Consider the following 25916-nt stretch of genomic DNA (forward strand, 5'->3'; position numbering starts at 1 on the left):
ATGACTCAAACCCAACGCGGACAGGCGACCGACGCCATCCGCCACGCGGACATCCTGATCGTCGGCGGCGGCCTCAGCGGCGCGATGCTGGCGGCGCAGTTGCTGCGATTGCCCGGCAAGCGTTCGGTGCTGGTGATTGAGCCGCGCGCTGAACTTGGCCGGGGCGAGGCGTACAGCGCGGTCGAGCTGGGCCATACGCTCAACGGCAACGCGGCCCGTATGAGCGTGGAACCAGACAACGCCGACGACCTGACCCAATGGCTGACAGAGCACATCGCGGCGGGTGGCTGGCCGGAGTCGGATGAGCAGCATGTGCCGGTCAGCGAATTGTTCCCGCCTCGGGGGCTGTTCGGTGTCTATGTGCAGAAGCGCCTGGCGGAGGCGCAGGCGGTGGGGGCGGTGAACGGTTCAACGGTCGAGCATGTGCGGGCCGAGGTGGTTGATCTGCAAACCCGCGATGATTCGGTGTTGGTGACCTTGAGTGACGGGCAACGCTTGCAAGGCGCCTACGCGGTGCTGGCCACCGGGATGTTTCCCGCCGCGCGCACGCCGCAGACCGAGTCCAGCGGTTTGAACGCTGCCGCGCTCGATCCGTGGGATGTCGCGGCCATGCGCCGGTTGGACCCGCAGTCGACAGTGCTGATCATCGGTTCGGGCCTGACCATGGTCGATGCCGTGGTGTCGCTGGAACAGGCCGGGCATCGCGGGCCGATCGAAGTGTTTTCCCGTCATGGCTTGCTGCCGCACGTGCGCCGGCAGCCGCCAACGTGGGTGGATTTTCTTGCCGAGGACCTGAGTATTCGCACACCTCGACAGTTGGTGCGCGAACTGCGCCGGCATTGCCGGGACGCCATCGCTCAAGGCATCGACTGGCAGGCGCCGCTCGACACCGTGCGGGCACATATTGGCCGGTTGTGGAATCAGGCGACGGACGTGCAGCGGCGGCAATTTGTGCGACACGTGCGGCCATGGTGGGAAAGCCATCACCACCGCTCGCCACCGTTGAGTGCGGAATTGGTGGCGCGGCTGCACGAGGAAGGGCGGTTGCGGATTCAGGCGGCGTCGTTCAAAGGGCTGGAATCGACGGTCGAGGGGCGGGTGAGCATTCGCATCCGCCGTCGTGGTGAGGTTGAAACCACGGTTGTGAGCGGCGCGGCGTTGATCAATTCCAGCGGCATTGAATACGACTGGCGCCGGGTGGCTCGACCGTTACCGCAGCAACTGTTGGCTCGCGGGCTGATTCAACCGGGGCCGTTGGCGTTGGGGATTGCGGCTGCAGTTGATGGCGCAGTGCTGGACGCTGACGGGAAGATCGCCGAACGCCTGTTCGCCATGGGCCCGCCGTTGCGCGGTATGTGGTGGGAAAGCACGGCTGTCACCGACGTGGCGAGCCAGGCCAAAGCCCTTGCCGAACGACTCGCCCGGTTTCTGTAGCAGCTGCCGTTGTGGCGAGGGGATTTATCCCCGTTCGGCGGCGCAGCCGTCGTGAAACCTGTGATCGCGGTTCGCCTGAAACACCGCGGCGTCTGATTTCACGACTGCTACGCAGCCGAACGGGGATAAATCCCCTCGCCACAATGCAAGCTCGACAGCTGTTACGGGATCAATGATCACCTGAAATGAAGAAACCCCGGGTAGATCGGATCTACCCGGGGTTTCTTGTTTCAAGCAGGCCAAAGCCGTTAATCAATAACGCTGATACTTCGAGCCAAACTCAGGGCGGTTTTCAGCGACGTAGAGTTTGCTGGCTTGGTTGTCTTTGTGATCAACACCGACAGTGTTTACGTTCACTGTTGCCGGTTGGCTGACTTTAGCGGCTGCGACAACTTGCGAGGTGGCGTGTGGGGCAGCGATGGCGGAAGTAGCGCCAAGGACCGACAGGGCGAAACCGAGACCGATGATGCTTTTCATGATGTTGCTCCAGTAGAGTGGGGAGAAGATGTGGCCACTGTAGGGCTGGAGCGTCGCAATGAGAAAACACCTTTGCGCATAGTTGTTATCACGCGCGTTGATCCACGGTCAGCGGGGCAGGTTGTCGCTGAGCCAGCGTTGCTTGAGTTGTTCGAGGCGTCCGTCGCGGCTCATTTCCTCCAGCGCCTGCTGCCAGCGCGCCACCTGACGGGCATCGATGAGCGGAGAAAACGCAATGTAGGCGCCTTGCTTCATCAGCGGCATCTGGTAATGCAATTGACTCGGCGCCAGGCCTTCTTCCCGCGCCAGGGCGGCGATGGAGAGGGTGTCCGCCACCACGAATTCGGTACGCCCCAGGCGCGCCAGACGCATCATTTGTTCGGGCGTTTCCACGCCGTATAGGTTGTTCAAACCCTGCTTCTGCAAATAGCTGTAAACCAGCCATTTTCGCGGAACAACGATGCGGCCCAGGCTGCCGGCGTCCTGCAAGCTGCGCACCGGTTGTTGGGCGTCGTTGGCGGAGTAGAGCGCCGTTTCCACTTCCATCAACGGGCCGACCCATTGGTACTGGCCATCGCGCTCGGCGGTGCGCAACACGGTAAACACTGCGGTGGCCGGCTCGTTGGTGGCGATACGCAAGGCGCGCAGTAAAGGGACTTGTTGAAAATGCACCTGGTCACCGGCGCTTTCGGCCAGCGCCTGCACCACATCCACACCGAACCCCACCAGTTGGTTGCCTTGCTGGAAATGCAGGGGCGGATGGTTGTCGGTGAGCAGGTTCAGATCAGCCGCCACCGCAGTGAATGTCAGGAAAGACAGCAGGCAACCGGCAATGCGCTTCATGAATCGTCCTTGATTGAATGAGGTGCAAATCTTAGTACGGGTGTATTCAGCTGTCTCGGGAATTTGTCGGACTATTTCGACAGATTTCAGGATTTATGGCTTTAGTGCAGGAACATAGGCAAAACACTAAACAACTGTGGGAGCGGGCTTGCTCGCGAAGAGGTCCTGTCAGTCGACATCATTGCCGTCTGACACACCGCTTTCGCGAGCAAGCCCGCTCCCACATTTCGATCTCTGCTGTGTTGTCGAGCTTGCTCAGTAACGCTGATATTTCGAACCGAACTCAGGGCGGTTTTCCGCGACGACCACACCCCCTTGTACGGCATTCTTCGGGCTGATCAGCGCGACACGTTCGCGCAGTTCTTGCAGACGCTCAGCACCGCCTTCAGCGACGCGGTTCTCGATCAGGCGATCGGAGCCGCCTTCAGCGACACGGTTCTCGATCAGGCGATCGGAGCCGCCTTCAGCGACACGGTTCTTTTGCAGGTTTTCAGAGCCATATTCAGCGACGCGATTCTGTTGCAGGCGGTCCGAGCCGCCTTCCACCAGCAGTTGCTGGATCTGGCTGTGGGACGCAGCGCTTGAGGTATTCGCCGATGCCAGGTTCGACAGGCCGAGACCGCCTACCAGTGCCAGACCGAGTGCCAGGGACGAGACTTTCGAGAAGTTGAACATGGTTGATTCTCCGTGCGCTTGAGTGTGTGGGTCGGTAGCTGCTGCTATCCGGTGAACACAGTTAAACGCCGGGGTGTATCGGTGATGTGTGCTTGAACGAGCTGAAATCGGCTTCTACGTATCCGTTCGGGGTTCTTATACAGACGGATACAAAACCCTTCGATTTTCTACTCCTGTAGCAGCTGCTACAGGGTTTGTGGCGGGAGGGTGAGTTCAGCGCACAAGCCGCCGCCTTCGCGGTTGCTCAAGGTCAGCGAGCCGCCGATGGCCAGGGCCAGTTGTTGCGCGATGGCCAGGCCCAGGCCGGTGCCGCCGGTGTTGCGGTTGCGCGAGTTTTCGACGCGGTAGAACGGCATCAGGACTTGCGCCAATTCTTCTTCGGCAATCCCCGGCCCTCGGTCCAGCACCTTTATTGAATGGCTGCCGTCGGCCTTCGATACCACCTGCAATTCGGCGGCACCGGCGAACTTCAGCGCGTTATCCGTCAGGTTGACCAGTACCCGGCGCAGGGCATGCGGGCGCGTGTCGATGACCCCGGCGTTGTCGCCGCTAAGCTCCACGGCCTTGCCCATGTCCTGATAGTCGTAGACCAGGCTGTTGAGGAACGAGTCCAGATTGATCCGGCAACTGGCTTCGGTGGAACCGTGAACGCTGCGGGCATAGGCCACGCCTTCGCGCACCAGGTGCTCGATTTCGCTGAGGTCGTTGGAGAGTTTTTCTTTCTCGCTGGAATCGTCCATGAATTCGGCCCGCAGTTTCATGCGGGTGATCGGGGTTTGCAGGTCATGGGAAATCGCCGCCAGCAGTTGCATGCGTTCTTTCAGGTAGGCGGCAATGCGCGCCTGCATGGCATTGAACGCCCTGGCGGCATGGGCGACTTCGGTCGGGCCTTTTTCGTCCAGATGCACCGCGTGGGTGTTCGGGTCCAGGGTGTCGACTGCTTGAGCGAGGCGGGTGAGGGGGCGGATGGCGACCCGTACCGCGAGCCAGGTGCAGATCAATAGAAGGGTCAGTTGCACCAATAGCACCATCGGCAACCAGGAGGACAGCGGCATCACGGACGGCCGGACGTCGATGGTCAGCGGGCTGCCGTCGGCGAGTTTCAGATGGGCCTGGAAATGCTGCTGCGCGCCTTCGATGCGAGTGAAGGTGAGGGCATATTGCTCACCAACAGCGTCCTGGATGGACTGCACCGCGTCGTGGGCATCCTTGAGATTGATTGGCGTGCCTGGCAAGCCTTCGCCCAGCGAATAGCGATAGGTGCGGCGCTCGAAGCGGGGCACCCAATCAGCGCGCTCGGCGGCCGGCAAGCGGTCGAGGATCGAGACCGCGATCGACACGTCGTTTTCCAGATTACCCAGCAACATCGCCTCGGCGCTGCGATAACGTTCGTAGAACTGCACGCCGAAGGACAAGCCGTGGGCGACGATCAGGCCCGCCAGGAAAATCAGCGACAACCGGGACGCCAGCGTACGCGGCCAATACAGGGCTGGCTTCATGATTCTGCGCCGAGCAATTCCACGGGGTAGGAGAAGACGTAGCCTTCGCTGCGCACGGTCTTGATGTAGGTCGACTCCCGGGAGTCATCCATCAGCCGTTGGCGCAGGCGGCTCACCAGCAAGTCGATGGAACGGTCGAACAGGTCGGCGTCGCGGCCCTGGGTGAGGTTGAGCAACTGGTCGCGACTGAGCACGCGCTGCGGGTGATCGAGGAACACCCGGAGCAAGCGGTATTCGGCGCCACTGAGCGCGACCATCGTGCCGTCTTCGTCCAGCAGATGGCGGGCGGTGGTGTCCAGGCGCCAGCGGCCGAAGCCCAGCAACCGACCGCTTTCGGTGATGAGCAGGTTGGGCGGCAGCATCCGGGTGCGGCGCAGCACGGCGTTGATCCGTGCCAACAGTTCGCGGGCGGCGAACGGCTTGGTCAGGTAGTCGTCGGCGCCCATTTCCAGGCCGAGGATGCGGTCGGTTTCGTCGTTGCGAGCGGTGAGCATCAGGATCGGCGTGGCCTTGTGTTTGCCTGAGCGCAATTCACGGCACAGCAGCAGGCCGTCATCGCCGGGCATCATGATGTCGAGCACGATCAGGTCCACGGTGTTGGTTTCCAGAAAGCTGCGCATTTGCCGGCCGTCGGCGACCACCGTGGTGCGCAGGCCGTTCTTCTTCAGGTAATTACCGACCAGTTCGCGGATCTCGCGATCGTCGTCAACGATCAGGATGTGGTTCACGTGTTCCATTGCTCAACCCTCTTGTTATTCGCACGTCGCGCATTCTAGGGAGCCGCATCGCGCCTGCCTGCCGGCCTTTGTATCTCACTGTATCTGGAGGCGACTTTGATACATGGGCATACAAGGCGGCTTTTTTCAGGTGTGGGTGTATCGAACTGTATCGGGTGCCCTGTGTGACACCTTACACCTTGATAATCCCGGTTTTGCGACACATGGCAGATACCTCGGGCCGGTTAAATGGGTTCCATCGAGGCAGGATGACTTGCCTCGCTCCACTGCCCATCGACTTAGAGGACAGATCATGAATTGGAACAAATTGGTTGCCGCTGGCTTCTTTGCTGTCCTGAACGTTGCGGCGTTTTCGGCGCATGCGGATGTTCAGGCTCGCAGCAGCCACCTGGACATCAAGAAGGTGATTTCAACTGTAGAAGATGGCGGGGCGAATTGCGGGATTGTGAATGCGCGGATGACGTATCTGGATTCGAGCGGTACGCAGAAGGTGCTGGATTACAGCAAGTTCGCGGCGTGTGGCAATCAGGGCGGTTGACCTAGGCGGCCTGTCAGCCGACCAATCTCTTTCAGATGTACACACAATCCTTGTGGGAGCTGGCTTGCCTGCGATGGCGGTCTGACATCCAGCATTTATGCCGGCTAACACACCGCCATCGCGGGCAAGCCACGCTCCCACAGGGGGAAATGAGTCGTGCACAAAACTGGCGTTCGACACCGCTTTACTGTGGGAGCGAGCCTGCTCGCGATGAGGCCTTGTCATTCAACATTAATGTTGGATGACACTCCGCCATCGCGAGCAGGCTGGCTCCCACAGTGGATTGGGTGTTTGTCAGGCGCCGTTTATTACGCAACTACCTGATAACACGGCACATAAGCCGCGCCACCCGGCAGTTTCATCCGGTGCTGCGCAACGAAGGCCTTGAGCAGTTGATCCAGCGGATGCATGACCGCTGCATCGCCCCGGATCTGGTACGGCCCGTGTTCTTCGATCAGGCGGATGCCCTTGTCCTTGACGTTGCCGGCGACGATGCCGGAGAACGCGCGGCGCAGGTTGGCAGCCAGTTCGTGGGGGGGCAGGTCGCGGCTGAGTTTCAGGTTGGCCATGTTTTCGTGGGTCGGGTCGAACGGGCGCTGGAAGCCTTCGTCGATTTTCAGCAGCCAGTTGAAATGGAACGCGTCGTTGCGCTCGCGGCGGAACTGTTTGACCGCTTTGAGGCCTTGGGTCATGTGCCGCGCGACTTCGGCCGGGTCGTCGATGATGATTTCGTAGTGTTGTTTCGCGGCGTCACCCAAGGTCGCGCCGACGAACGCGTCCAGTTGTTCCAGATACGGAGCCGCATGTTTCGGCCCGGTGAGGACGACCGGGAAGGGCACGCCGGCGTTGTCCGGGTGCATCAGGATGCCGAGGAGGTACAGGAACTCTTCGGCCGTGCCGGCGCCGCCCGGGAAAATGATGATGCCGTGGCCCACGCGCACGAAGGCTTCCAGACGTTTTTCGATGTCTGGCAGGATCACCAGCTCGTTGACGATCGGGTTCGGCGCTTCGGCGGCGATGATGCCGGGCTCGGTCAGGCCGAGGTAGCGGCCACCGTGGATACGCTGTTTGGCGTGGGCGATGGTCGCGCCTTTCATCGGGCCTTTCATCACGCCAGGGCCGCAACCGGTGCAGATGTCGAGGCTGCGCAGGCCCAGTTCGTGGCCGACTTTCTTGGTGTATTTGTATTCTTCAGTGTTGATCGAGTGGCCGCCCCAGCACACCACGATCTTCGGTTCGACGCCGGGGCGCAGGGTGCGGGCGTTGCGCAGCAGGTGGAAGACGTAGTCGCTGATGCCCTGGGAGGTGCTCAGGTCGATGCGCTGGGCGTCGAGTTCGTTTTCGGTGTAGACGATGTCACGCAGGGCGCTGAACAGCATTTCCCGGGTGCTGGCGATCATTTCGCCGTCGACGAAGGCGTCGGCCGGGGCGTTCAGCAGTTCCAGGCGCACGCCCCGGTCCTGCTGGTGGATGCGGATTTCGAAGTCTTTATAGGCTTCGAGGATGGTCTTGGCGTTATCAACATGGGCGCCGGTATTGAGGATGGCCAGGGCGCACTGGCGGAATAAGGTGTAGGTGCTGCCGGATCCGGCTTCGCTCAGTTGCTGTACTTCACGTTGAGAAAGGGTTTCCAGGCTGCCTTTAGGGCTGACGGAGGCGTTGATTACTTGTCGTTGGGTCATTCAATGATCCTTAAAACGATGCCGTTCATACCCGCAAATGGCATCCGAATAGTATGTATCCATGAAAGAAGATGGCACGAACTGCGCGGTATCGCCATGTTCCCCGATTGACGATGAAAAGATGAAGAGGCGCCCAGCATAGCTAAATCCTGCGCAGGGGCGATAATGCCCCGCAGTCTTTTTGCTCACCGAGCCTTTTACCATTGATGCAAGGAACCCCGTCACGATGTTCGAAATCCAGCCGATGAACGCCGAACGCTTTCGACAACAGACGCGACGCAGTACGGTGATTATTGCCCTGATTTTCCTGGCCCTGGCGATGGTGCTGTCCACCACGGCGGTGGCGTTGTTCGGTGAACCCGGGGGCGACAATCTGCGGTTTAACGTCGGCGGCGTGTTTGTCGCGGTGTTGGCGATGGTGGCGCTGATGCGCGGCACGTTCTGGTCTCAGGCGTGGATGGCGCCGGCGGTGTATGGCTGGCAGCTCAAGCGCAGCCTGATGAGCATCACCAATGTGATGCATCAGTTGACGGCGGCGGTGGAGGCGGGTGATCCGACGGCCATGAAGCTGCTGCGTTTCTACCACCTTGGATTGAGCCAGATGCACGAACTGGACGGCAACTCCAGCGACCATGGCCAATTGAGCCGGGAAATGGAGCAACACAAGGCGCGGATGGAAGCGCTGGGTCTCGACACCGAACAGACGCAGTTGAATCCCGCCTGGCTTGAAGCGATCAAGCAGACGTCGAATTAAAATCCGTGGTGTGGCTCATCACCCCGACATAAACCCTTCACAACGCTAACAGATCGCCTATCTTGTTTCTGATGGGGCACCGCGATCCACAACTGGATGGGGCTAAAGGGCGAACGGGAAAAGTCGCCATGTCATAACGATTCAGGGAGCGTCATGGGACATCCGTCCATCAACGACCGAATTGAACACACCCGGCCCACCGTGCCTTGGGAGCCCGAACCGATTGAGTCCCGACTCAGGGTTCGCTATGCGGTTGTCCTGCTCGTGGCGGTGTGTCTGTCGTTAACGACCATTGTGATCTGGGAAGCCTGGAGCTCACGTCAGTACCATTTGCATGACAAAGAAGTGGCGATGTCCAACCTGGCCCAGACCTTGGCATCGCAAGCGCAATCGTCGATCAAGCAGGCCGATACGCTGCTGTTTACCTTGGTGGACCGCATCGAAAATGAGGGCGTGAACCCGGCGCAGTTGCCCAGATTCAGACGTTTGCTCGCCACCCAGCGCAGTGAGCTGGCCCAGCTCCATGGCTTGTTCGTATTTGACGAAAAAGGCGGGTGGATCGCCAATTCCAACGGCGCGGATATGCCCGGTGCGAACAATTCCGACCGTGAATATTTCATTTACCATCGTGATCATCCTGACCGAGGCCCCCACATCGGTCCGTCGATCAAGAGTCGCTCGACCAGCGAATGGATCATGACCGTGTCACGCAGGATCAACCACCCGGATGGCAGTTTCGCCGGTGTGGCGCTGGCAACGATCTACCTCACCCATTTCCTCGGGCTGTACGACAGCATCGACATGGGCAAGAACGGCGTGATCAACCTGATCGCCGACGACGCCAGCATCGTCGTTCGCCGACCATTCAACGAAGCAGAAGTGGGCACCAGCGTCGCCAAGGGGCCGCTGTTTATGCAGCTGTTGCCCAAGGGCAATTCCGGCACGGCCACCGTCAAGTCTTATGTGGATGGTGTCGAGCGCGTGGTCGGGTTCCGACGAGTCGATGGTTATCCGCTGATCGTCTTCGCCGGCCTGGACAAGCAAGACGTCCTGGCCGGTTGGCGCGAGGAGTCAATCCTCAGCGCCGGCATCGTGCTATTGCTGCTGGTGTTTCTAGGAGGGCTCGGTTATCGCCTGATTCGCTTCATGAAGCAGCAGAATCACATTCAAAGCGTATTGCTCGATGCCCAAGAGAAGCTCATCGAGGTCAACCGCAGCCTTGAATTGCTGGCGCTCGAAGACGCACTGACCGGGCTTTCCAACCGGCGTCAGTTCGATCTGTTTATTCTCGCGGAAATGGGCCGTGCCCGGCGCACGGTGACTCACCTCGCCATGCTGATGATAGATGTCGATCACTTCAAGAGCTTCAACGATCGATACGGGCACGTGGCAGGCGATGAGTGCCTGCGCAAAATCAGCGCGATCATCAAGGACAACATCAAGCGCCCCGGCGATCTGGCCGCCCGCTATGGCGGCGAGGAGTTTACGGTGGTGCTGCCCGGCACCGATTATGTGGGGGCGTTCCTGGTCGCGGAAAAAATCCGCCGCGCGGTCCAGCAGGCCAGTATCGAACACAGCGAATGCCCGGAAGGGACGGTGACCGTCAGTGTGGGAGTCTGCGCCTACAACCCGGCCTCGCAGGATCAGCCCGACGACCTGGTCAGCGCTGCGGACAAGGCCTTGTATGTGGCCAAGGCCAGTGGACGGAACATGAGCGTCATTGCCAACTGAATTCAAACGAAGCGATCACTACTTTTTTTCTCTGTCCTCGGCGGGTGTTTCAGGCAGCTCGGCGTAACTTCCACAACCTGATCAGCCGAAGATAGACCACGACGTTGATCGCCAGCACCACACTGCCCAGTGCCAGTTGAATCGCGGGTGTCAGCCCGGCCGGGTAGATGACCGGCCACACGTAATGTTCAATGAAACCACCGCCGTAACCGGTTTGCCCGGCGGCCTGGCGCATGAGGTTTTCCCATTGCGTCAGCGGGCATGGCAGGTGAAAAACCTCCACACTCACGCCCCACACAGCCGCGGGCAGGTGCCACCAGATCAGGGGGCGCCATTTGAGCACCAGCAGCCCGCCGAACAGCACGAACAGAATGAACAGCAAGTGAAACAGCACCAGCCCATCGGCGGCGATCCGGTAAAGCATGTCGACTCCCTGACGCATTAGGCGAATAGCTCCATGGTACTCGCGTTCTCTTCATTACAGCGGTTCAGCGCCATTCGGCAGGCGTTGCCCGCAAGTGCGCAAGATTGTTCAAGCCATCGACCGCAACTGCTGGCACAGTCTGGCGTCTTTCCCTGGTTGTAGAGCGTTATGTCGAACTCACTCATGCCGCGCAGTGCCTTTCTTCGCGGCGCCGTAGCGATCATGCCGTTGTCCCTGGCGACTGCGCCCTGGGGGTTGCTGGCCGGGTCCATGGCCATCGAGGCCAATCTCACGCCGCTGCAAGGTCAGGGCTTGTCGAGCATCGTGTTTGCCGGTGCCGCGCAACTGGTGGCCATCGGCATGCTCAAGGGCGGTGCCGGGATCTTTTCGATTCTGCTGACCACGCTGCTGCTGACCTCGCAGCATTTGCTATACGGGATGAGCATGCGTTCGGTGATTTCACCGCTGCCGGGCCGTTGGCGTGTGGGGCTGGGCTTTTTGCTAACTGATGAGCTGTTCGCCCTGACCAGCCAGCATGACAAGCAGCAGTTCAATCGCTGGTATGCCCTGGGCGTGGGCCTGACGTTCTACATCGCCTGGAACCTGTTCACGCTCGCGGGCATTGTGCTCGGCAGCAGCATTCCCGGCCTCGAACACCTGGGGCTGGACTTTTCCATTGCGGCGACTTTTATCGCCCTGATCACCCCGGTGGTGCGCAACGTGCCGACGGTGGTCTGCGTCGCGGTTTCGCTGTTTTGTTCGGTGCTGTTCAGCTACTGGCAGTGGGGCTCGGCGCTGGTGCTGTCGGGATTGGCGGGTATGACTGCAGGCTTCATCTGCAACAAATTCTACATGGGGCGCACATGATGGTCTGGGCTGTGATTATCGGGATGGGCGTGCTCGTCTTTCTGAACCGCTACGTGTTCCTCGAACCTCGACTGCCGCTGCGCCTGAGCAGCAATGCCCGGCAGTTCCTCGGTTTTGCCGTGCCGGGGATGTTGACCGCGATCTGCGGACCGATCGTGTTCATGCCGGACAAACAGCTGAATCTGCAGTGGGACAATCCGTACCTGATCAGTTCGCTGGTGGCGGTGGGGTTGGTGCTGTACACCCGCAATACCTTGCTCAGCATGTTGTTGAGCATGGGGTTTTTCTTTTTGCTGCGTTGGTGGCTTTGAGTCGGGCTTTGGAAATTGTTCTACGCTTAAAGGGGATTCCCTTCAGGAGGTGAGCATGGCTAACGAACCTAAGCGGCGTACGGATCTGAATGAAGAAGAGGATGAACCCACGGAGGAAGAACTCGAGCGGCAGAGGCGTTCAAGCCAGACCTGGAAACATGACGACAGTCGAGAGCTGTCAGACCGTGACGAAGAGCGTCCACTGAAGCCTTGAGCGGTCAGCACAAACCAAAAGCTCGCGATCAAGCGCAATGTTGTTCACTCAATCTTCAATCGAGCAAGAAACCTGTGGCGAGGGAGCTTGCTCCCGCTTGAGTGCGCAGCACTCACAACAATCGGCATGGTTATCACATTTTGGGGCCGCTACGCAGCCCAGCGGGAGCAAGCTCCCTCGCCACAAAGACAGGCGTGCCTGAAGTACTGTGATTGAGTGAACAGCGCTGCGCAATCAAGCGCAGCGGATGAAGGGGTCAGATCGCCTCATTCCAGCGTATCTGCGTGATGCCCAATTGTTGAGCGCTCAAGCGCGCCGCTTCGAGAGAGGCATGTGCGGCGATCTTTCGCTCGGATTGCGGAAAGGCATGCGCGGAGGCCGAATGAATCGCGTCCACGTCGGAGAACTGTTCAGCCAGTTTGAAAAAGTGCTGACGAACGCCGTTGAGCAAATAGTGCACGGCATAGGGAACGAGTTCGCTCATGTATTCCTCCTTAACTGCGCAGGGCTCTGGTTCAGTCTTCGAATGGGTCATTGAAAAAATCTGCGGTGTCATCCTTGCGCAGATAATGAAGGTTGAAAAAAAAGAGGCCCAGATGGGCCTCTTCTTCGAGTGCAACGGTGTCCGGTTCGTTCAGTTGTGAGTTGAACTGAACCGTGTATCACTTTAAAGATCTTCCAGTGGCGGAAAATCCGGGTGGGAGGCCCGATAGCCCAACGTCTTGTCGATCCAGGCATTCAGCTCGTTGACCATGACCGGTGGTGTGCCGGAGTAGGCCGCGAGGGTGGAATGAAGGATGTCGTTGATATTGGGGATGGAACGCAGGTTTCGGGTCTTTATGTATTGCCCGATAAAACAGTCAAGTTGATAGCGTTCTGTCAACGACAGGTACACGCAGTCCAGACCGCTGACTTGATTAATTACAAGATCGTCGCGCAACTTAGTTCTCTGCAAGGCTTGTTAAATTTCGGGATTTCCTTGTTTATTGACTCTTTGGTCAATTGGGTACTGCCGAGGGAAATGCGGCGCGCATGCTAGCTGTAGCGTTTCTAAATGTATGCACGATGATTCAATTGTCAGACAAGCGGTTAATGCGTCCTTTTGTTGCATTCCGCTAAGTGTTTCTATTATGAAACAGTCTGCGTAACGTCTATCTCGTTTGGTTATTCAGGCTCAGGAATGGATCCACTTTAAACCAGCTTGTTAATCAAAATCGCACCCTGGTTCCTGACATTTCCCACCGCTTTATCGACCCTGTACCACTCGAACACTTCGCTGGCTTCACCTTGCATCAGCACCATCTGCTCGGCGCGCTCTTTGGGTGTGGCCGGGTCCAGCCATTCACGGGCCAGTTCCGCTGACAACACCACCGGTCGCCGGTCATGAATGTCGAGCATGCCGCCGGCGCTGTCCGCCGTGATGATGACAAAACCGTCGCCTTCCTTTTGCTCGCTGCCACTCGATGGAAACTGGCCGATCGCCGCGCAGCAGATCGGCGCCCGATCTCGTCGACGAATCAGCCACGGCTGCCTCGTCGAATCGCCGGCATCCACCCATTCGAACCAGTTGTCGATCGGCACAATCGCGCGGTGCGGCCAGATCGCCCGGAAAAATGGGCCGTGAGCGACTTTCTCGACCCGGGCGTTGATCGGCGCCGCGCGATCCTTCGCCCAATGCGGCCGCCATCCCCAGCGCACCGAATCGGCGTGCAACCCGTCGGGCTCAAGGTGCAGCAGGGCGAGCTGGGTAGTAGGCGCGGCATTGTAGCGGGCCAGCGGTTCATCACCGACATGGTTGATCAGCGCGTCGGGAATGCTCAGCACCGCGACAAAGTCGTGGATGCCACGGTACTGCGAGAGTCGTCCGCACATCGGCTGATCTCCGGCTGGAAAGCGCTGGCTGGAGCGTTCAGCTTAGTCTTCAAATCACAGGGGCACGCTGCAACTCGGTCAGCGACAACGCCTTCAGTTGCGCGAGCAACGGGTCCCGCCGGTCACGAGGATGTGGCAATTCCACAGCCAGCTCCTGACGAATGCTGCTCGGGCGAGCTACGAGGGTGAGCGCTGGAACCAAACACTGTGTAACCTGATCCAACCTCGGCCCGTAGCCACCTGCGGGCCGACAATGGATCAATGGGCGAAGGGTTTTTGCCGTTTAACGTGATGACCGTCAAGGTCTGGCCCAAGGCAAACCATGAAACAGCTGTTCAAGGTTCTCTCTGCGCTCGCCATCGCTGTCGCGCTGGCTGGCTGCATTGCCTCACCGATCGAGCTGACCCCGCAGACCGAACAGCGTTTGCGCGAGCAACCACCGATCCGCTTCCTGCTGACCTTCGACGACGGTCCCAGCGCGTCGAGCTTCTGGAACCCGAGCATGACGGTGCTCGACAGCCTCGCGCAGAACCCGGTGCAACCGGGGATCAAAGCAGTGTTCTTCGTCCAGACCGGCGCGCCACGGGCCGGCGACAGCGACATCGGACGCGCAGTTATGCGCCGGGAACAGGCGGAAGGGCATGTGCTGGGTTTCCACACGGCGACTCATTCGCACACCAATCACCGCTCGCTCAGCCCGCAAGAGCTGGAGCAGTCGCTGAGCAAAGGCAGTGCCGACATCGCCGCGATCACCGGCGCGCCGCCTACCCTGGTGCGTCCGCCGTTCTGGAATTACGACAAACGTGTGTTCGCCGCCTACCAGCGCCACGGCATGCACCTGTTGCTGACGGACCTGAGCGCCAACGACGGCAAGATCTGGGGCTTCAACGCCAGCCCGCGTCGGCGGGCCAACATGCTGCTGCAACTGTCGGAAGTGCGCGAGCGCATTGCGCTGGGCGAGCTGCCGACGGTGGAGGGTGTGATTCCGGTGGTGGTGACCTTTCACGACTTGAATCGCTATACCGCCCGGCATGCCCGCGAATACCTGCAAATCCTCCTCGACAGCGCCCGGGCCACTGGGGTGACGGTGGCGCAAAAACCGTTTTACGACGACACGGCGGCGCTGCGACGGGCGGCGTTGGCGCGCACCGTAAGTAGCGGTTCAGAGGAAGTGAAGTTGCCGGGGATCTGGAATTGGCTGTGGGATGGGGATTCTCATTAGAGCGTGAGAAATATGAGAAACGGCCCGTAGGAGCGTAATACTGTTCACTTAAACGCGAGCCCACACATTTGTGGCGAGGGGATTTATCCCCGTTGGGTTGCGAAGCGGCCCCAGCGTCATTTCAGGCAGAATAAGTTGTCTGGATTTACGACTGCTTCGCAGCCGAACGGGGATAAATCCCCTCGCCACAGGTCATTTTTTGGCTGCTCCATCACCGGGGCAGCAACTCATCAATCATCTTCAAGCAGTGATTCAACCCCGGCGTCACATCGCCCACGCGCCGGCTGAGGATGATCGGTGAGGTCGCGTTGTCTTCCAGCAGCGGGGTAAAACCAATGTCATCTCGGTGCAGCAACTGCACCGACGCGGGTACCAGCGTGACGCCGATTCCAGCCCCCACCAGACCAATCGCCGTTTGCAGTTCATTGGTCCATTGCGCCACGTGAATGCTCACGCCGTAGGATTCGAACAGTGCAATCACATGATCGGCGTAGCTGGGGCGCGGGTTGCCGGGGTACAGCACAAAGGGTTCCTTGGCCAGTTGGCGCAGGCTGATCGGCCCGGCCAGTAGCGGATGGCCGGCGGGCAGGGCGGCGACCAGCCGGTCTTCGGTCAATACGGTCTGAATGATCGCCGGGTCGTCGATGCGAATCCGCCCGAACCCGATGTCGATGCGCCCGGCCTTGAGCGCCTGTACCTGTTGCAATGTGGTCATTTCCGAAAGCCCGAGCTCAAGCTCCAGGGGCTCGCCACTGCGTAAACGGCGGATCAGTTCCGGCAGCACGCCGTAGAGGGTCGATGGCGCAAAGCCGATGCCCAGCCAGGTCTTTTCCCCCAGACCGATGCGCTTGGTGTTGTCGCACACTTTGGCGAGTTGTTCGAGCAGGGCGGTGGAGTGTTCATGGAAGAAACGTCCGGCGTCGGTCAGCTTCAGCGGCCGGCCGCGTTCGAGCAATAACACCCCGAGTTCATCTTCCAGTTGCTGGATCTGCCGGCTCAGGGGCGGCTGGGCAATGTGCAGCAGCTCGGCGGCGCGGGTGAAGTTGAGGGTTTGAGCCAACACCTGAAAATACCGCAGGTGACGCAGTTCCATGGGGCCTCCAGGCATTGATCAGTTGAATACCTTTAAGGTATCGAGCCAGACCAATTCTATATTGGCCGTGGGGAAAAAGCCGTACGAGAATCCATTTCAGAACTTCAAGAACCTGACGGGTATCGACATGCGTGCAACTGCCATTGAATCGATCGAGACGATCATCGTCGATCTGCCGACCATTCGCCCGCACAAACTGGCCATGCACACCATGCAGAACCAGACCCTGGTGATCATCCGTGTGCGCTGCGCCGATGGCATCGAAGGCATTGGCGAGTCCACCACCATCGGTGGCCTGGCCTATGGCAACGAAAGCCCGGACAGCATCAAGACCAACATCGACAAACACTTCGCGCCCCTGCTGATCGGTGAGGACAGCGGCAATGTGAACGCCGCGATGTTGCGCCTGGAACGCAGCATCCGTGGCAACACTTTCGCTAAATCCGGTATCGAAACCGCCTTGCTCGACGCCCATGGCAAACGCCTTGGCCTGCCGGTCAGCGAGTTGCTGGGCGGTCGCGTTCGTGATGCGCTGCCGGTGGCCTGGACCCTGGCCAGCGGCGACACCGACAAGGACATCGCCGAAGCGGAAAAAATGCTCGACCTGCGGCGCCACCGGATCTTCAAACTGAAAATCGGTGCCGGCGAAGTCAATCGCGACCTGGCCCACGTCATCGCCATCAAGAAAGCCCTGGGCGACCGCGCCAGCGTGCGGGTCGATGTCAATCAGGCCTGGGACGAGGCTGTCGCACTGCGCGCCTGCCGGATCCTGGGCAGCAATGGCATCGACCTGATCGAACAGCCGATCTCGCGCAACAACCGTAGCGGCATGGCACGCCTGAATGCCGTGAGCCCGGCGCCGATCATGGCCGATGAATCCATCGAGTGTGTGGAAGACGCCTTCAACCTGGCGCGCGAAGGGGCCGCTTCGGTGTTCGCCCTGAAGATCGCCAAGAACGGCGGGCCACGCGCCGTGTTGCGCACCGCCGCCATCGCCGAGGCCGCCGGTATCGGCCTGTACGGCGGCACTATGCTGGAAGGCGGGATCGGCACGCTGGCCTCGGCGCATGCCTTTGTCACCCTGAATAAACTGGCCTGGGACACCGAGTTGTTCGGCCCGTTGCTGCTGACGGAAGACATCCTCAGCGAGCCGCTGGTCTATCGCGATTTTGCGCTGCATGTCCCGCAAACACCGGGCCTTGGCCTGAGCCTGGATGAAGAGCGCCTGGCGTTTTATCGCCGCGACAAAACATCCACTTCCGTTCATCAAGCCTGAGGAGAGCATCATGCTATTCCACGTAAAAATGACCGTGAATCTGCCGGTCGACATGAATCCTGAAACAGCCACCAAGCTGAAGTCCGACGAGAAAGCCCTGGCCCAGCGCCTGCAAGAGCAAGGCAAATGGCGTCACCTGTGGCGCATCGCCGGGCACTATGCCAATTACAGCGTTTTCGACGTCGACAGCGTTCAGGAATTGCACGACCTGCTCATGCAATTGCCGCTGTTTCCGTACATGGCGATCGAGGTCGACGCGATGTGCCGGCATCCTTCTTCCATTCGAGACGATGACCGCTGAACCCAGCCTGTTCAGTTCGCTACGCTAATAATTACAAGATGAGGAACCGCCAAAAATGAACGTCAAGATTTCCCACACTGCCAGCGCCCAGAAGTTTCTCGAAGATGCCAGCGGCTTGCTCAACGACGCTGGCGACCCACGGGTCAAAGCCCTGATTTACCGCATTCTGCGTGATTCGGTGAACATCATCGAAGACCTCGCCGTGACCCCGGAAGAGTTCTGGAAAGCCGTCAACTACCTCAACGTACTGGGCGCGCGTCAGGAAGCCGGTTTGCTGGTGGCCGGGCTCGGCCTGGAACACTACCTGGACTTGCTGATGGACGCCGAAGACGAGCAGGCCGGGAAGGCGGGCGGTACGCCGCGGACCATCGAAGGTCCGTTGTATGTGGCGGGTGCGCCGCTGTCTGACGGTGAGGCGCGACTGGATGATGGCGTTGATCCGGGCGTGGTTCTGTTCATGCAGGGCCAAGTGCGCAACACCGCTGGCGAACCGTTGGCCGGTGCGGTGGTGGATGTCTGGCACGCCAACACCGGCGGCACTTACTCTTACTTCGATGCCACGCAATCGGAGTTCAACCTGCGCCGCCGCATCGTCACCGATGCCGAGGGTCGCTATCGCTTCCGCAGCATCGTGCCGTCGGGCTACGGTTGCCCGCCGGACGGTCCGACCCAGCAATTGCTCGATCAACTGGGCCGTCATGGCCAGCGTCCGGCGCATATTCACTTCTTCATCTCCGCGCCGGATCACCGTCACCTGACCACTCAGATCAACCTCGACGGCGACCAATACCTGCACGATGACTTTGCCTATGCCACCCGCGACGAACTGATCGCCCACATCGCCTTCAGCGACGATCCACAGCGTGCGGCGGCCCATGGCGTCAGTGGCCGGTTTGCCGAGATCGAATTCGATTTCACCTTGCAGACCTCTGCGCAACCTGACGAACAACAGCGTCACGAACGGGTTCGTGCACTCGAGGATTGATTGCTGCGCCTTGTGGGAGTGGGCCTGCTTGCGAAAGCGGAGTGTCAGTCAACGTTGATGTGAGGCTGGTGGCCCTATCGCGAGCAGGCTCGCTCCCACATTTTGACCGCGTTGGCCCTGAAGAAACCCGGCCAACTGTGGGAGCGGGCTTGCTCGCGATAGGGCCAGAACCTTCCACAGGTCAGCCCACTGACACACCGTTGCAGGTACTGCCTTAGAATGGCCCGACAACACCTATAACAACAACGAGAGTGACCCGATGATGCACGCGCAACTATTGAGTCAGCGCAGCAGAATATTCGACCACGCCGACCCTTACGCGGTGTCGGGTTATGTGAATCAGCATGTCGGCAACCATTGCATCCTCATGCCCAGGGCCGGCAGTCCGCTGGCCAGCCTCGGTCATCGCAAATTCGCCAGCCTCGACCTGTGCCGTATCAGCTACGGCGCCAGTGTGCGAGTGACCTCCGGCGCGCTGGAAACGATCTATCACCTGCAAGTGTTGCTGCGCGGCAACTGCCTGTGGCGCGGGCACGGTCAGGAGCATTACTTTGCGCCGGGCGAATTGCTGCTGATCAACCCCGACGACCCGGTGGACCTGACGTACTCCGACGATTGCGAAAAATTCATCCTCAAAGTGCCGACCCGACTGTTTGAGTCGGTGTGCGAGGAGCAGCGCTGGCGCTATCCGGGGCAGGGCGTGCGGTTTCTGGAAAACCGTTATCAGCTCGATCAACTGGAAGGTTTCGTCGGCCTGCTGGCGATGATTTGCCAGGAAGCCGAAGCCACCGAGCAGATCCCACGGGTGCAGGAACACTACGCGCAGATCATCGTCAGCAAGATGCTCAGCCTGATGAAAACCAACGTCATCCGCGGCAGCCTCGGTTCGTCGTCGGCGACGTTCGAGGGGATTGCCGATTACATCGCACGCAACCTCAAGCAGGACTTCGACAGTGAAGAACTGGCGCGGCAGGCCAGTATGAGCCTGCGTTCGCTGTACGGCTTGTTCGAGCGCAACGCCGGCACCTCGCCGCAAAACTACATCCGGCAGAAGAAACTCGAACGCATCAACCTGTGCCTGAGCGACCCGACCTGCAATGTGCGCAACATCACGGAAGTGGCCATGGATTACGGCTTTCTGCACTTGGGGCGGTTCTCCGACAACTACCGCAAACAATTCGGCGAATTGCCGTCGGACACCCTCAAGCGCCGGCACTGACTGCAGACGACGAACACCTGTGGCGAGGGAGCTTGCTCCCGCTCGACTGCGCAGCAGTCGCAAACCTGTGACCCCGGTTTTACAGAATGATCGCGGTTGCAGGTTTTGGGGCCGCTTCGCAGCCCAGCGGGAGCAAGCTCCCTCGCCACAGGTCAGTGTTAATCCTTGTGATAAGCATCAGCCATTCACCGCACGTTGCAGTAATCGGATGCACGTCTGCACCCATCGGATAGTCCCCCGCATCCCCCCGTCCTAGCATGGCCCTGCCTGAATAAAAACAATGGAGGCGGCGGCCATGTCCCTGCGACCCGAATACCTTCACTCCCTGCTCGAAGACGACAAAGAACAGGGCATCTACCGCTGCAAGCGCGAGATGTTCACTGACCCACGGCTGTTCGACCTGGAGATGAAACACATCTTCGAAGGCAACTGGCTGTACCTGGCGCACGAAAGCCAGATCCCCAACATCAACGATTTCTACACCACCACCATGGGGCGCCAGTCGATCTTCATCGCGCGCAACAAGGAGGGTGTGCTCAACGCCTTCATCAACGCTTGCAGCCATCGCGGCGCGACGCTGTGCCGGCACAAGACCGGCAACAAGAGTTCCTACACCTGCCCGTTCCACGGCTGGACCTTCAACAACTCCGGCAAACTGCTCAAGGTCAAAGACCCGGCAGCTGCGGGTTACCCAGCGAGCTTCAACTGCGAAGGCTCCCACGACCTGACCAAAGTCGCGCGTTTCGAGTCCTATCGCGGCTTCCTGTTCGGCAGCCTCAATGCCGATGTCGTGCCGCTGGTTGAGCACCTGGGCGAGTCGGCCAAGATCATCGACATGATCGTCGACCAGTCCGCCGATGGCCTCGAAGTGCTGCGCGGCTCCTCAAGCTACATCTACGAAGGCAACTGGAAACTCACCGCGGAAAACGGCGCCGACGGCTACCACGTCAGCTCGGTGCACTGGAACTACGCCGCCACCCAGAACCAACGCAAACAGCGTGAAGCCGGTGACAGCAACCCGACCATGAGCGCCGGGAGCTGGGCCAAGCAGGGCGGGGGTTTTTACTCGTTCGACAAGGGCCACATGCTGCTCTGGACCCGCTGGTCCAACCCTGAGGATCGTCCGCTCTACGAGCGCCGCGACGAACTGTCCCGGGACTTCGGCCAGGCCCGCGCCGACTGGATGATCGAGAACTCGCGCAACCTGTGCCTGTACCCGAACGTGTACCTGATGGACCAGTTCAGCTCGCAGATCCGCATCGCCCGGCCGATCTCGGTCGACCGCACGGAAATCACCATTTACTGCATCGCCCCCAAAGGCGAAAGCGACCACGCCCGGTCGAGCCGGATTCGTCAGTACGAGGATTTCTTCAACGTCAGTGGCATGGCCACGCCGGATGATCTGGAAGAGTTCCGCTCGTGCCAGACCAGCTATCAGGGCAGCGTCACGACATGGAATGACATGTCCCGCGGTGCCGAGCACTGGGTCGAGGGCGCCGATGAGGCGGCCAAGGAAATTGATCTGCATCCGCTGCTCAGCGGCGTGCGTACCGAAGACGAAGGCCTGTTCGTGCTGCAACACAAGTATTGGCAGCAAACCATGCTCAAGGCCCTGGCCGCCGAACAGTCCGGGTTGATTGCTGTGGAGGCCGTGAAATGACCATCACTTATGACGCCGTGCGCGATTTTCTCTACCGCGAAGCGCGCTACCTCGATGACAAGCAATGGGACGACTGGCTGGAAATGTACGCCGCCGATGCCTCGTTCTGGATGCCGTCCTGGGATGACAACGACGAGTTGACCGAAGACCCGCAGCGCGAGATTTCGCTGATCTGGTACGGCAGCCGCACCGGCCTGGAAGACCGCATCTTCCGGATCAAGACCGAGCGCTCCAGCGCGAGCATTCCGGACACCCGCACCTCGCACAACATCAGCAACATCGAGCTGCTCGAACAGGCTGACGGCCTGTGCAAGGTGCGCTTCAACTGGCACACCTTGAGCTTTCGCTACAAGACCGTCGACAGCTATTTCGGCAGCAGTTTCTACACCCTTGATGTGCGCGGTGAAAACCCGCTGATCAAGGCCAAGAAAGTGATCCTGAAGAACGATTACGTTCGCCAGGTCATCGATGTCTACCACCTCTGAGGCGGCCGTCATGACTCATTCCATTGCATTCAATTTTGAAGACGGCGTCACCCGGTTCATCGACGCCAATGTGGGCGAAACCGTGGCCGATGCTGCGTACCGCCAGGGCATCAACATTCCGCTGGATTGCCGCGACGGCGCGTGTGGCACTTGCAAGTGTTTCGCCGAGGCCGGCCGTTACGATTTGGGCGAGGAGTACATCGAAGACGCGCTCAGCGCTGATGAAGCGCAGCAGGGTTTTGTCCTGACCTGCCAGATGCGCGCCCAGAGCGATTGCGTGGTGCGCGTGCCGACTTCATCGCAGGTTTGCCGTACCCAGCAGGCCAGTTACGACGCCACCATCAGCGCCGTGCGGCAGCTGTCCGACAGCACTATCGCGCTGTCGATCAAGGGCGAGTCGCTGAGCAAACTGGCGTTCCTGCCGGGCCAGTATGTGAACCTCGGGATTCCCGGCAGTGAACAGACACGCGCGTATTCCTTCAGCTCGCTGCAGCGTGACGGCGAAGTCAGTTTCCTGATCCGCAACGTGCCCGGCGGCTTGATGAGCAGCTTCCTCACCGGCATGGCCAAGGCCGGCGATAGCATGCGCCTGGCCGGGCCATTGGGCAGTTTTTATCTGCGTGATATCCGCCGGCCGTTGTTGCTGCTGGCGGGCGGCACCGGTCTGGCGCCGTTCACCGCGATGCTGGAAAAAATCGCCGAGCAGGGCAGTGAGCATCCGCTGCATTTGATCTACGGCGTGACCAACGATTTCGACTTGGTGGAACTGGATCGGCTCGAAGCGTTTGCCGCGCGAATTCCGAACTTCAGCTTCAGTGCCTGCGTCGCCAACCCCGACAGCCAGCACCCGCTCAAAGGCTACGTAACCCAGCACATCGAGCCACGGCATTTGAACGATGGCGACGTCGACGTCTACCTGTGCGGCCCGCCGCCGATGGTCGAAGCGGTCAGCCAGTTCATTCGCGAACAGGGCGTCGCCCCGGCGAACTTCTACTACGAGAAATTCGCCGCCAGCGCGGCTTGAGTATCAGCAACGACACCGTCTCTGTAGCAGCTGCCGAGATAGCCGTTCCCGCGAAATTGATTTTCGTATTGAGGTGACCATGAACAGATTTCACGAAAAAGTCGCGCTGATCACTGGCGCGGCGCAAGGCATCGGTCGGCGTGTGGCGGAGCGCATGGCCGCTGAGGGTGCGCGATTGATTCTGGTTGATCGCTCGGACCTGGTGTTCGAGGTGCAGCAACACTTGGCGCAGGACAGTCAGGTGCTTGCCTTGACCGCTGACCTTGAGCAATACAGCGAATGCAGCCGTGTGATGCGCACCGCCGTCGAGCGCTTCGGGCGTCTGGATGTGCTGGTGAACAACGTGGGCGGCACGATCTGGGCCAAGCCTTTCGAGCACTACGAAGAGCAGCAGATCGAGGCTGAAATCCGCCGTTCGCTGTTTCCGACATTATGGTGCTGCCATGCTGCGCTACCGTTCATGCTGGAGCAGGGCAGCGGCGCCATCGTCAACGTATCCTCCATCGCCACCCGCAGCATCAATCGCGTGCCCTATGGTGCGGCGAAGGGCGGCGTCAACGCGCTGACCGCCTGCCTGGCGTTTGAAACCGCCGGGCGAGGGGTTCGGGTCAATGCCACTGCGCCCGGTGGCACGGAAGCGCCGCCACGGGTCATCCCGCGAAACAGTGAAGAGCAGAGCACCGAAGAAAAGGTCTGGTACCAGCAGATCGTCGACCAGACGCTCGACAGCAGTTTGATGAAACGCTACGGCACGCTGGATGAGCAGGCAGGCGCTATCCTGTTTCTGGCCAGCGACGAAGCGTCGTACATCACCGGCATGATCATGCCGGTGGGCGGCGGCGACCAGGGCTGAGATGACTGCACAAACTTACAGGCGACGCTGAAAGGCTCTGACGATCTTGAGCGTGGCGTCGCTTGTGTTCAGGTTTTGAACCGCGTCCAGCGGATACCACATGCAATCGAAGATTTCATTTTGCGGCCGGGCTTCGTCCGAATTGAGCACTGACGCCTCATAAACATGGTGTCGGGTGCTGCCCGTTTCCAGCTCCATCAAGTACAGCAAGCCGTCGACGCCCAGCCCTGTTTCTTCCAGGAGTTCGCGCATGGCTGCGCCCGCAGTGGTTTCACCGCGCTCGACTTTTCCTCCGGGCAAGGTCCAGCGGCACCTGGGTTTGCGCACCAGGAGAACATGCCGATCCTGCTCGCAAATGACTGTTGCCCTTACTTTCATGTGTTACTAAACCGCCGCTTGTCATAAAACAGTCATAAAAATGCAATATTCAGGCCGAGGCCCGTGTTTCAAGGGTTGGAGTCGTGGGAGCTGCAGAAAGTGCAAAGGAATGTCGTAAACCCGGCGCGACGTCTGGTCGGCACTTGGGCGAAGGTCGGGTGTAAGGTAGCCAAGTCAATCGTGGCTTATCACTGCCGAAAAGGAGGTGACTATGAGCGTTCCGATGCTGAATAAAATGCACATGAACGGTTATGACGTACTCAGCGTAAACAACGGCCCCTGGCGGGTGTGCACCAAAGGCGACCGGCTCGGAGCCTTTGGCAGCAGAGAGGAGGCACTGGCGTTTGCAGCCGCTCTTCCCGCCTACAAAGCTAGAGAGGGTCGATCGACTGCAAGCCAGAAATCAGAATGAGCGAGCGTTTGAAGCCCTGGTATGCCGGGGCTTTTTTTTGTCTTCAAACCAGGGGCGGGAGGATTTTAAACGTGACATTTGGGTGAGAGCCCGTTCTCGATTCTCCTGACCTCAAAAGCGAAAAGATCACTTCGTTCGCGGATAAATGGCGAGACACTTGTAATAAACCTGTTTCCGGCTAGCCCGGTACGCCGCACTGGCTAGTAACCTCCACCGCCAGCACGACGACCAGCGCGAATGGAAGCTTGTTCATGACAAGGCTCCCGCTATCGCGCTTTTTGAGCTTTCGTCCGACTGATGATTTTGGCTTTCACTTCTTCGGCATAGCCCGCCAGTCGCTGTTCATCGCCTTGAAATAGATTGCACAACTTCATGGCCGCTTGCGCATCAACATCATTGCCAGCCAGGCGTAGTTGCTCTGCAATGCGCAAGAGTTCCACCGCCGACCACCTCAGGTCTGACGCAAGTCCTTGCAGATCACGCCGAAGTTCATTTTCATCCTCGTTGAGCCACATGATGACCTCCTGCAAATACCCCGCTACAAAAGAGTAGTCCCAATTAACGGACAAGGCGTCTGTTCGTCGGCTGCTCAATGAATGGAAGACGCACCGCTTGTCGGGAGAATGAGCGCGAACGAACAGACGTGATGTCGTACTGAGGTGGCGAATTTTCGCTAGGGCAAGGGAACCTCAAATGACCAGTACCGATGATTTCAGATTCCATGCACATGAGTTGATTGTTGACCTGGACGCAGCCACCACGGAGATGATGAAGCTGATTACGGCCCATCAGTTGAGCGGGCCGGAGTGGGAACGGGTCACTCTATGGCAGCATGAAGCGTATGAGCGATGGATGACGTATTTGAACGAACGGTCTTATCCAGCGCCCGGCGATCACAATGCGGCTCCCTGAGGGCTGATTCTATTGATGGATGTCCGGTCCGCTACGCG

General features: G+C 59.6%; 32 protein-coding genes and 1 pseudogene. 19 read left to right on the top strand and 14 right to left on the bottom strand.

Going from position 1 to position 25916, the window contains the following annotated elements:
* Window positions 1-1434 (top strand): FAD/NAD(P)-binding protein, encoded by a 1434-nt coding sequence (locus ACA053_RS11930; RefSeq protein WP_497395609.1) that lies wholly within the window; start codon window positions 1-3, stop codon window positions 1432-1434.
* Window positions 1435-1686: 252 nt separating this feature from the next.
* Here ACA053_RS11930 and ACA053_RS11935 read toward each other — a convergent pair whose 3' ends face one another.
* From ACA053_RS11935 to ACA053_RS11955, 5 genes are all read right to left on the bottom strand, one after another.
* Window positions 1687-1911, bottom strand: a complete 225-nt coding sequence (locus tag ACA053_RS11935) for a hypothetical protein (RefSeq protein ID WP_497317399.1) — start codon at window positions 1909-1911, stop codon at window positions 1687-1689.
* Between the two features lie 108 nt (window positions 1912-2019).
* Entirely contained in the window at window positions 2020-2754 is a 735-nt protein-coding gene (locus ACA053_RS11940) for a substrate-binding periplasmic protein (RefSeq protein WP_497395611.1), read from the bottom strand.
* Window positions 2755-3009: 255 nt separating this feature from the next.
* Window positions 3010-3429: a hypothetical protein gene (locus tag ACA053_RS11945; protein WP_497395613.1), complete on the bottom strand. Its 420-nt coding sequence runs from the start codon at window positions 3427-3429 to the stop codon at window positions 3010-3012.
* A 185-nt stretch (window positions 3430-3614) separates the two neighbouring features.
* The gene (locus ACA053_RS11950; RefSeq protein WP_497395615.1) at window positions 3615-4928 is read right to left on the bottom strand and encodes an ATP-binding protein; all 1314 of its coding nucleotides are present in this window, start codon (window positions 4926-4928) and stop codon (window positions 3615-3617) included.
* Window positions 4925-5665: a response regulator gene (locus ACA053_RS11955; RefSeq protein ID WP_219094804.1), complete on the bottom strand. Its 741-nt coding sequence runs from the start codon at window positions 5663-5665 to the stop codon at window positions 4925-4927. The genes ACA053_RS11950 and ACA053_RS11955 overlap by 4 nt, the downstream gene beginning before the upstream one ends.
* A 292-nt stretch (window positions 5666-5957) precedes the next feature.
* Here ACA053_RS11955 and ACA053_RS11960 point away from each other — a divergent pair, with 292 nt between their 5' ends.
* Window positions 5958-6203 carry a DUF2790 domain-containing protein gene (locus ACA053_RS11960; RefSeq protein WP_497317409.1) on the top strand — a complete coding sequence of 82 codons (246 nt, stop codon included), beginning with the start codon at window positions 5958-5960 and terminating at the stop codon, window positions 6201-6203.
* A 308-nt stretch (window positions 6204-6511) separates the two neighbouring features.
* Here ACA053_RS11960 and ppnN read toward each other — a convergent pair whose 3' ends face one another.
* Window positions 6512-7885 (bottom strand): nucleotide 5'-monophosphate nucleosidase PpnN, encoded by a 1374-nt coding sequence (ppnN, locus tag ACA053_RS11965; protein ID WP_497317411.1) that lies wholly within the window; start codon window positions 7883-7885, stop codon window positions 6512-6514.
* A gap of 226 nt (window positions 7886-8111) precedes the next feature.
* On the opposite strand from ppnN, the gene ACA053_RS11970 reads away from it, so the two are divergent.
* Together ACA053_RS11970 and ACA053_RS11975 are read left to right on the top strand one after the other, a co-directional pair.
* Window positions 8112-8639, top strand: coding sequence for a DUF3087 domain-containing protein (locus ACA053_RS11970; RefSeq protein WP_497395617.1), 528 nt, complete (start codon window positions 8112-8114; stop codon window positions 8637-8639).
* 153 nt (window positions 8640-8792) lie between these two features.
* Window positions 8793-10370 (top strand): sensor domain-containing diguanylate cyclase, encoded by a 1578-nt coding sequence (locus tag ACA053_RS11975; protein WP_497395619.1) that lies wholly within the window; start codon window positions 8793-8795, stop codon window positions 10368-10370.
* A gap of 49 nt (window positions 10371-10419) precedes the next feature.
* On the opposite strand, the gene ACA053_RS11980 is transcribed toward ACA053_RS11975, so the two are convergent.
* Window positions 10420-10794, bottom strand: a complete 375-nt coding sequence (locus ACA053_RS11980; RefSeq protein WP_109629982.1) for a DUF2784 domain-containing protein — start codon at window positions 10792-10794, stop codon at window positions 10420-10422.
* 168 nt (window positions 10795-10962) lie between these two features.
* Between ACA053_RS11980 and ACA053_RS11985 the strand changes: the two genes are divergently transcribed.
* Genes ACA053_RS11985 through ACA053_RS11995 form a run of 3 tightly spaced genes read left to right on the top strand, consistent with a single transcriptional unit; the run spans window position 10963 to window position 12186 of the window.
* Window positions 10963-11661 (top strand): AzlC family ABC transporter permease, encoded by a 699-nt coding sequence (locus tag ACA053_RS11985; RefSeq protein WP_497317419.1) that lies wholly within the window; start codon window positions 10963-10965, stop codon window positions 11659-11661.
* The gene (locus tag ACA053_RS11990) at window positions 11661-11972 is read left to right on the top strand and encodes an AzlD domain-containing protein (RefSeq protein ID WP_010455066.1); all 312 of its coding nucleotides are present in this window, start codon (window positions 11661-11663) and stop codon (window positions 11970-11972) included. The genes ACA053_RS11985 and ACA053_RS11990 overlap by 1 nt, the downstream gene beginning before the upstream one ends.
* Window positions 11973-12027: 55 nt before the next feature.
* Window positions 12028-12186: a hypothetical protein gene (locus ACA053_RS11995; RefSeq protein ID WP_497317421.1), complete on the top strand. Its 159-nt coding sequence runs from the start codon at window positions 12028-12030 to the stop codon at window positions 12184-12186.
* A 256-nt stretch (window positions 12187-12442) separates the two neighbouring features.
* Here ACA053_RS11995 and ACA053_RS12000 read toward each other — a convergent pair whose 3' ends face one another.
* Window positions 12443-12670 (bottom strand): DUF6555 family protein, encoded by a 228-nt coding sequence (locus tag ACA053_RS12000; RefSeq protein ID WP_497395621.1) that lies wholly within the window; start codon window positions 12668-12670, stop codon window positions 12443-12445.
* Between ACA053_RS12000 and ACA053_RS12005 the strand changes: the two genes are divergently transcribed.
* On the top strand, window positions 12669-12830 hold the full coding sequence (locus ACA053_RS12005; RefSeq protein ID WP_497395623.1) for a hypothetical protein: 162 nt from the start codon (window positions 12669-12671) through the stop codon (window positions 12828-12830). The genes ACA053_RS12000 and ACA053_RS12005 overlap by 2 nt on opposite strands.
* Before the next feature lie 23 nt (window positions 12831-12853).
* On the opposite strand, the gene ACA053_RS12010 is transcribed toward ACA053_RS12005, so the two are convergent.
* From ACA053_RS12010 to ACA053_RS12020, 3 genes and pseudogenes are all read right to left on the bottom strand, one after another.
* Window positions 12854-13126 (bottom strand): hypothetical protein, encoded by a 273-nt coding sequence (locus ACA053_RS12010; RefSeq protein WP_497395625.1) that lies wholly within the window; start codon window positions 13124-13126, stop codon window positions 12854-12856.
* 251 nt (window positions 13127-13377) lie between these two features.
* Window positions 13378-14058, bottom strand: a complete 681-nt coding sequence (locus ACA053_RS12015) for an SOS response-associated peptidase (RefSeq protein ID WP_497395627.1) — start codon at window positions 14056-14058, stop codon at window positions 13378-13380.
* A gap of 49 nt (window positions 14059-14107) precedes the next feature.
* A pseudogene (locus ACA053_RS12020) lies at window positions 14108-14248 on the bottom strand (ABC transporter ATP-binding protein); the annotation flags it as partial.
* 132 nt (window positions 14249-14380) lie between these two features.
* On the opposite strand from ACA053_RS12020, the gene ACA053_RS12025 reads away from it, so the two are divergent.
* Window positions 14381-15280 (top strand): polysaccharide deacetylase family protein, encoded by a 900-nt coding sequence (locus ACA053_RS12025; protein ID WP_497395629.1) that lies wholly within the window; start codon window positions 14381-14383, stop codon window positions 15278-15280.
* 211 nt (window positions 15281-15491) lie between these two features.
* Here the strand turns inward: ACA053_RS12025 and ACA053_RS12030 are convergent, their stop codons facing one another.
* Window positions 15492-16373: a LysR family transcriptional regulator gene (locus tag ACA053_RS12030; protein WP_077749269.1), complete on the bottom strand. Its 882-nt coding sequence runs from the start codon at window positions 16371-16373 to the stop codon at window positions 15492-15494.
* Between the two features lie 127 nt (window positions 16374-16500).
* On the opposite strand from ACA053_RS12030, the gene ACA053_RS12035 reads away from it, so the two are divergent.
* The 8 genes from ACA053_RS12035 to ACA053_RS12070 all read left to right on the top strand — a co-directional run bounded on the left by ACA053_RS12035 (window position 16501) and on the right by ACA053_RS12070 (window position 24176).
* Complete coding sequence (locus ACA053_RS12035; RefSeq protein WP_162556202.1) at window positions 16501-17649, top strand: muconate cycloisomerase family protein; 1149 nt, start codon at window positions 16501-16503, stop codon at window positions 17647-17649.
* Window positions 17650-17659: 10 nt separating this feature from the next.
* Complete coding sequence (catC, locus tag ACA053_RS12040) at window positions 17660-17950, top strand: muconolactone Delta-isomerase (RefSeq protein ID WP_109629998.1); 291 nt, start codon at window positions 17660-17662, stop codon at window positions 17948-17950.
* 55 nt (window positions 17951-18005) lie between these two features.
* The gene (gene catA, locus ACA053_RS12045; RefSeq protein ID WP_109630000.1) at window positions 18006-18935 is read left to right on the top strand and encodes a catechol 1,2-dioxygenase; all 930 of its coding nucleotides are present in this window, start codon (window positions 18006-18008) and stop codon (window positions 18933-18935) included.
* A 259-nt stretch (window positions 18936-19194) separates the two neighbouring features.
* Entirely contained in the window at window positions 19195-20154 is a 960-nt protein-coding gene (locus ACA053_RS12050; protein WP_497317432.1) for an AraC family transcriptional regulator, read from the top strand.
* A gap of 295 nt (window positions 20155-20449) precedes the next feature.
* Window positions 20450-21814: a benzoate 1,2-dioxygenase large subunit gene (gene benA / locus ACA053_RS12055; RefSeq protein ID WP_497395631.1), complete on the top strand. Its 1365-nt coding sequence runs from the start codon at window positions 20450-20452 to the stop codon at window positions 21812-21814.
* The gene (benB, locus tag ACA053_RS12060) at window positions 21811-22299 is read left to right on the top strand and encodes a benzoate 1,2-dioxygenase small subunit (protein ID WP_497395633.1); all 489 of its coding nucleotides are present in this window, start codon (window positions 21811-21813) and stop codon (window positions 22297-22299) included. Before benA ends, benB begins: the two co-directional genes overlap by 4 nt.
* A 10-nt stretch (window positions 22300-22309) precedes the next feature.
* A complete protein-coding gene (gene benC, locus ACA053_RS12065; RefSeq protein ID WP_497395635.1) occupies window positions 22310-23323 on the top strand; it encodes a benzoate 1,2-dioxygenase electron transfer component BenC in 1014 nt (337 codons plus the stop codon).
* A gap of 79 nt (window positions 23324-23402) precedes the next feature.
* Complete coding sequence (locus ACA053_RS12070) at window positions 23403-24176, top strand: 1,6-dihydroxycyclohexa-2,4-diene-1-carboxylate dehydrogenase (RefSeq protein WP_109630014.1); 774 nt, start codon at window positions 23403-23405, stop codon at window positions 24174-24176.
* Window positions 24177-24191: 15 nt separating this feature from the next.
* Here the strand turns inward: ACA053_RS12070 and ACA053_RS12075 are convergent, their stop codons facing one another.
* Window positions 24192-24554 (bottom strand): NUDIX hydrolase, encoded by a 363-nt coding sequence (locus ACA053_RS12075; RefSeq protein ID WP_497395637.1) that lies wholly within the window; start codon window positions 24552-24554, stop codon window positions 24192-24194.
* Between the two features lie 211 nt (window positions 24555-24765).
* Between ACA053_RS12075 and ACA053_RS12080 the strand changes: the two genes are divergently transcribed.
* Window positions 24766-24966, top strand: coding sequence for a DUF2188 domain-containing protein (locus ACA053_RS12080; RefSeq protein WP_497395639.1), 201 nt, complete (start codon window positions 24766-24768; stop codon window positions 24964-24966).
* A 266-nt stretch (window positions 24967-25232) separates the two neighbouring features.
* Here the strand turns inward: ACA053_RS12080 and ACA053_RS12085 are convergent, their stop codons facing one another.
* Entirely contained in the window at window positions 25233-25481 is a 249-nt protein-coding gene (locus ACA053_RS12085) for a hypothetical protein (RefSeq protein WP_497317441.1), read from the bottom strand.
* 178 nt (window positions 25482-25659) lie between these two features.
* On the opposite strand from ACA053_RS12085, the gene ACA053_RS12090 reads away from it, so the two are divergent.
* Complete coding sequence (locus tag ACA053_RS12090) at window positions 25660-25878, top strand: hypothetical protein (protein WP_109630027.1); 219 nt, start codon at window positions 25660-25662, stop codon at window positions 25876-25878.
* Window positions 25879-25916: the final 38 nt, after the last annotated feature.

Source organism: Pseudomonas sp. LBUM1672, assembly GCF_059695655.1.

Bases quoted from the DNA above. Each gene is read 5' to 3' on its own strand.
- ACA053_RS11930 (WP_497395609.1), top strand. From the start codon at position 1: ATGACTCAAACCCAACGCGGACAGGCGACCGACGCCATCCGCCACGCG.
- ACA053_RS11935 (WP_497317399.1), bottom strand. From the start codon at position 1,911: ATGAAAAGCATCATCGGTCTCGGTTTCGCCCTGTCGGTCCTTGGCGCT.
- ACA053_RS11940 (WP_497395611.1), bottom strand. From the start codon at position 2,754: ATGAAGCGCATTGCCGGTTGCCTGCTGTCTTTCCTGACATTCACTGCG.
- ACA053_RS11945 (WP_497395613.1), bottom strand. From the start codon at position 3,429: ATGTTCAACTTCTCGAAAGTCTCGTCCCTGGCACTCGGTCTGGCACTG.
- ACA053_RS11950 (WP_497395615.1), bottom strand. From the start codon at position 4,928: ATGAAGCCAGCCCTGTATTGGCCGCGTACGCTGGCGTCCCGGTTGTCG.
- ACA053_RS11955 (WP_219094804.1), bottom strand. From the start codon at position 5,665: ATGGAACACGTGAACCACATCCTGATCGTTGACGACGATCGCGAGATC.
- ACA053_RS11960 (WP_497317409.1), top strand. From the start codon at position 5,958: ATGAATTGGAACAAATTGGTTGCCGCTGGCTTCTTTGCTGTCCTGAAC.
- ppnN (WP_497317411.1), bottom strand. From the start codon at position 7,885: ATGACCCAACGACAAGTAATCAACGCCTCCGTCAGCCCTAAAGGCAGC.
- ACA053_RS11970 (WP_497395617.1), top strand. From the start codon at position 8,112: ATGTTCGAAATCCAGCCGATGAACGCCGAACGCTTTCGACAACAGACG.
- ACA053_RS11975 (WP_497395619.1), top strand. From the start codon at position 8,793: ATGGGACATCCGTCCATCAACGACCGAATTGAACACACCCGGCCCACC.
- ACA053_RS11980 (WP_109629982.1), bottom strand. From the start codon at position 10,794: ATGCTTTACCGGATCGCCGCCGATGGGCTGGTGCTGTTTCACTTGCTG.
- ACA053_RS11985 (WP_497317419.1), top strand. From the start codon at position 10,963: ATGTCGAACTCACTCATGCCGCGCAGTGCCTTTCTTCGCGGCGCCGTA.
- ACA053_RS11990 (WP_010455066.1), top strand. From the start codon at position 11,661: ATGGTCTGGGCTGTGATTATCGGGATGGGCGTGCTCGTCTTTCTGAAC.
- ACA053_RS11995 (WP_497317421.1), top strand. From the start codon at position 12,028: ATGGCTAACGAACCTAAGCGGCGTACGGATCTGAATGAAGAAGAGGAT.
- ACA053_RS12005 (WP_497395623.1), top strand. From the start codon at position 12,669: ATGTATTCCTCCTTAACTGCGCAGGGCTCTGGTTCAGTCTTCGAATGG.
- ACA053_RS12000 (WP_497395621.1), bottom strand. From the start codon at position 12,670: ATGAGCGAACTCGTTCCCTATGCCGTGCACTATTTGCTCAACGGCGTT.
- ACA053_RS12015 (WP_497395627.1), bottom strand. From the start codon at position 14,058: ATGTGCGGACGACTCTCGCAGTACCGTGGCATCCACGACTTTGTCGCG.
- ACA053_RS12025 (WP_497395629.1), top strand. From the start codon at position 14,381: ATGAAACAGCTGTTCAAGGTTCTCTCTGCGCTCGCCATCGCTGTCGCG.
- ACA053_RS12030 (WP_077749269.1), bottom strand. From the start codon at position 16,373: ATGGAACTGCGTCACCTGCGGTATTTTCAGGTGTTGGCTCAAACCCTC.
- ACA053_RS12035 (WP_162556202.1), top strand. From the start codon at position 16,501: ATGCGTGCAACTGCCATTGAATCGATCGAGACGATCATCGTCGATCTG.
- catC (WP_109629998.1), top strand. From the start codon at position 17,660: ATGCTATTCCACGTAAAAATGACCGTGAATCTGCCGGTCGACATGAAT.
- catA (WP_109630000.1), top strand. From the start codon at position 18,006: ATGAACGTCAAGATTTCCCACACTGCCAGCGCCCAGAAGTTTCTCGAA.
- ACA053_RS12050 (WP_497317432.1), top strand. From the start codon at position 19,195: ATGATGCACGCGCAACTATTGAGTCAGCGCAGCAGAATATTCGACCAC.
- benA (WP_497395631.1), top strand. From the start codon at position 20,450: ATGTCCCTGCGACCCGAATACCTTCACTCCCTGCTCGAAGACGACAAA.
- benB (WP_497395633.1), top strand. From the start codon at position 21,811: ATGACCATCACTTATGACGCCGTGCGCGATTTTCTCTACCGCGAAGCG.
- benC (WP_497395635.1), top strand. From the start codon at position 22,310: ATGACTCATTCCATTGCATTCAATTTTGAAGACGGCGTCACCCGGTTC.
- ACA053_RS12070 (WP_109630014.1), top strand. From the start codon at position 23,403: ATGAACAGATTTCACGAAAAAGTCGCGCTGATCACTGGCGCGGCGCAA.
- ACA053_RS12075 (WP_497395637.1), bottom strand. From the start codon at position 24,554: ATGAAAGTAAGGGCAACAGTCATTTGCGAGCAGGATCGGCATGTTCTC.
- ACA053_RS12080 (WP_497395639.1), top strand. From the start codon at position 24,766: ATGAGCGTTCCGATGCTGAATAAAATGCACATGAACGGTTATGACGTA.
- ACA053_RS12085 (WP_497317441.1), bottom strand. From the start codon at position 25,481: ATGTGGCTCAACGAGGATGAAAATGAACTTCGGCGTGATCTGCAAGGA.
- ACA053_RS12090 (WP_109630027.1), top strand. From the start codon at position 25,660: ATGACCAGTACCGATGATTTCAGATTCCATGCACATGAGTTGATTGTT.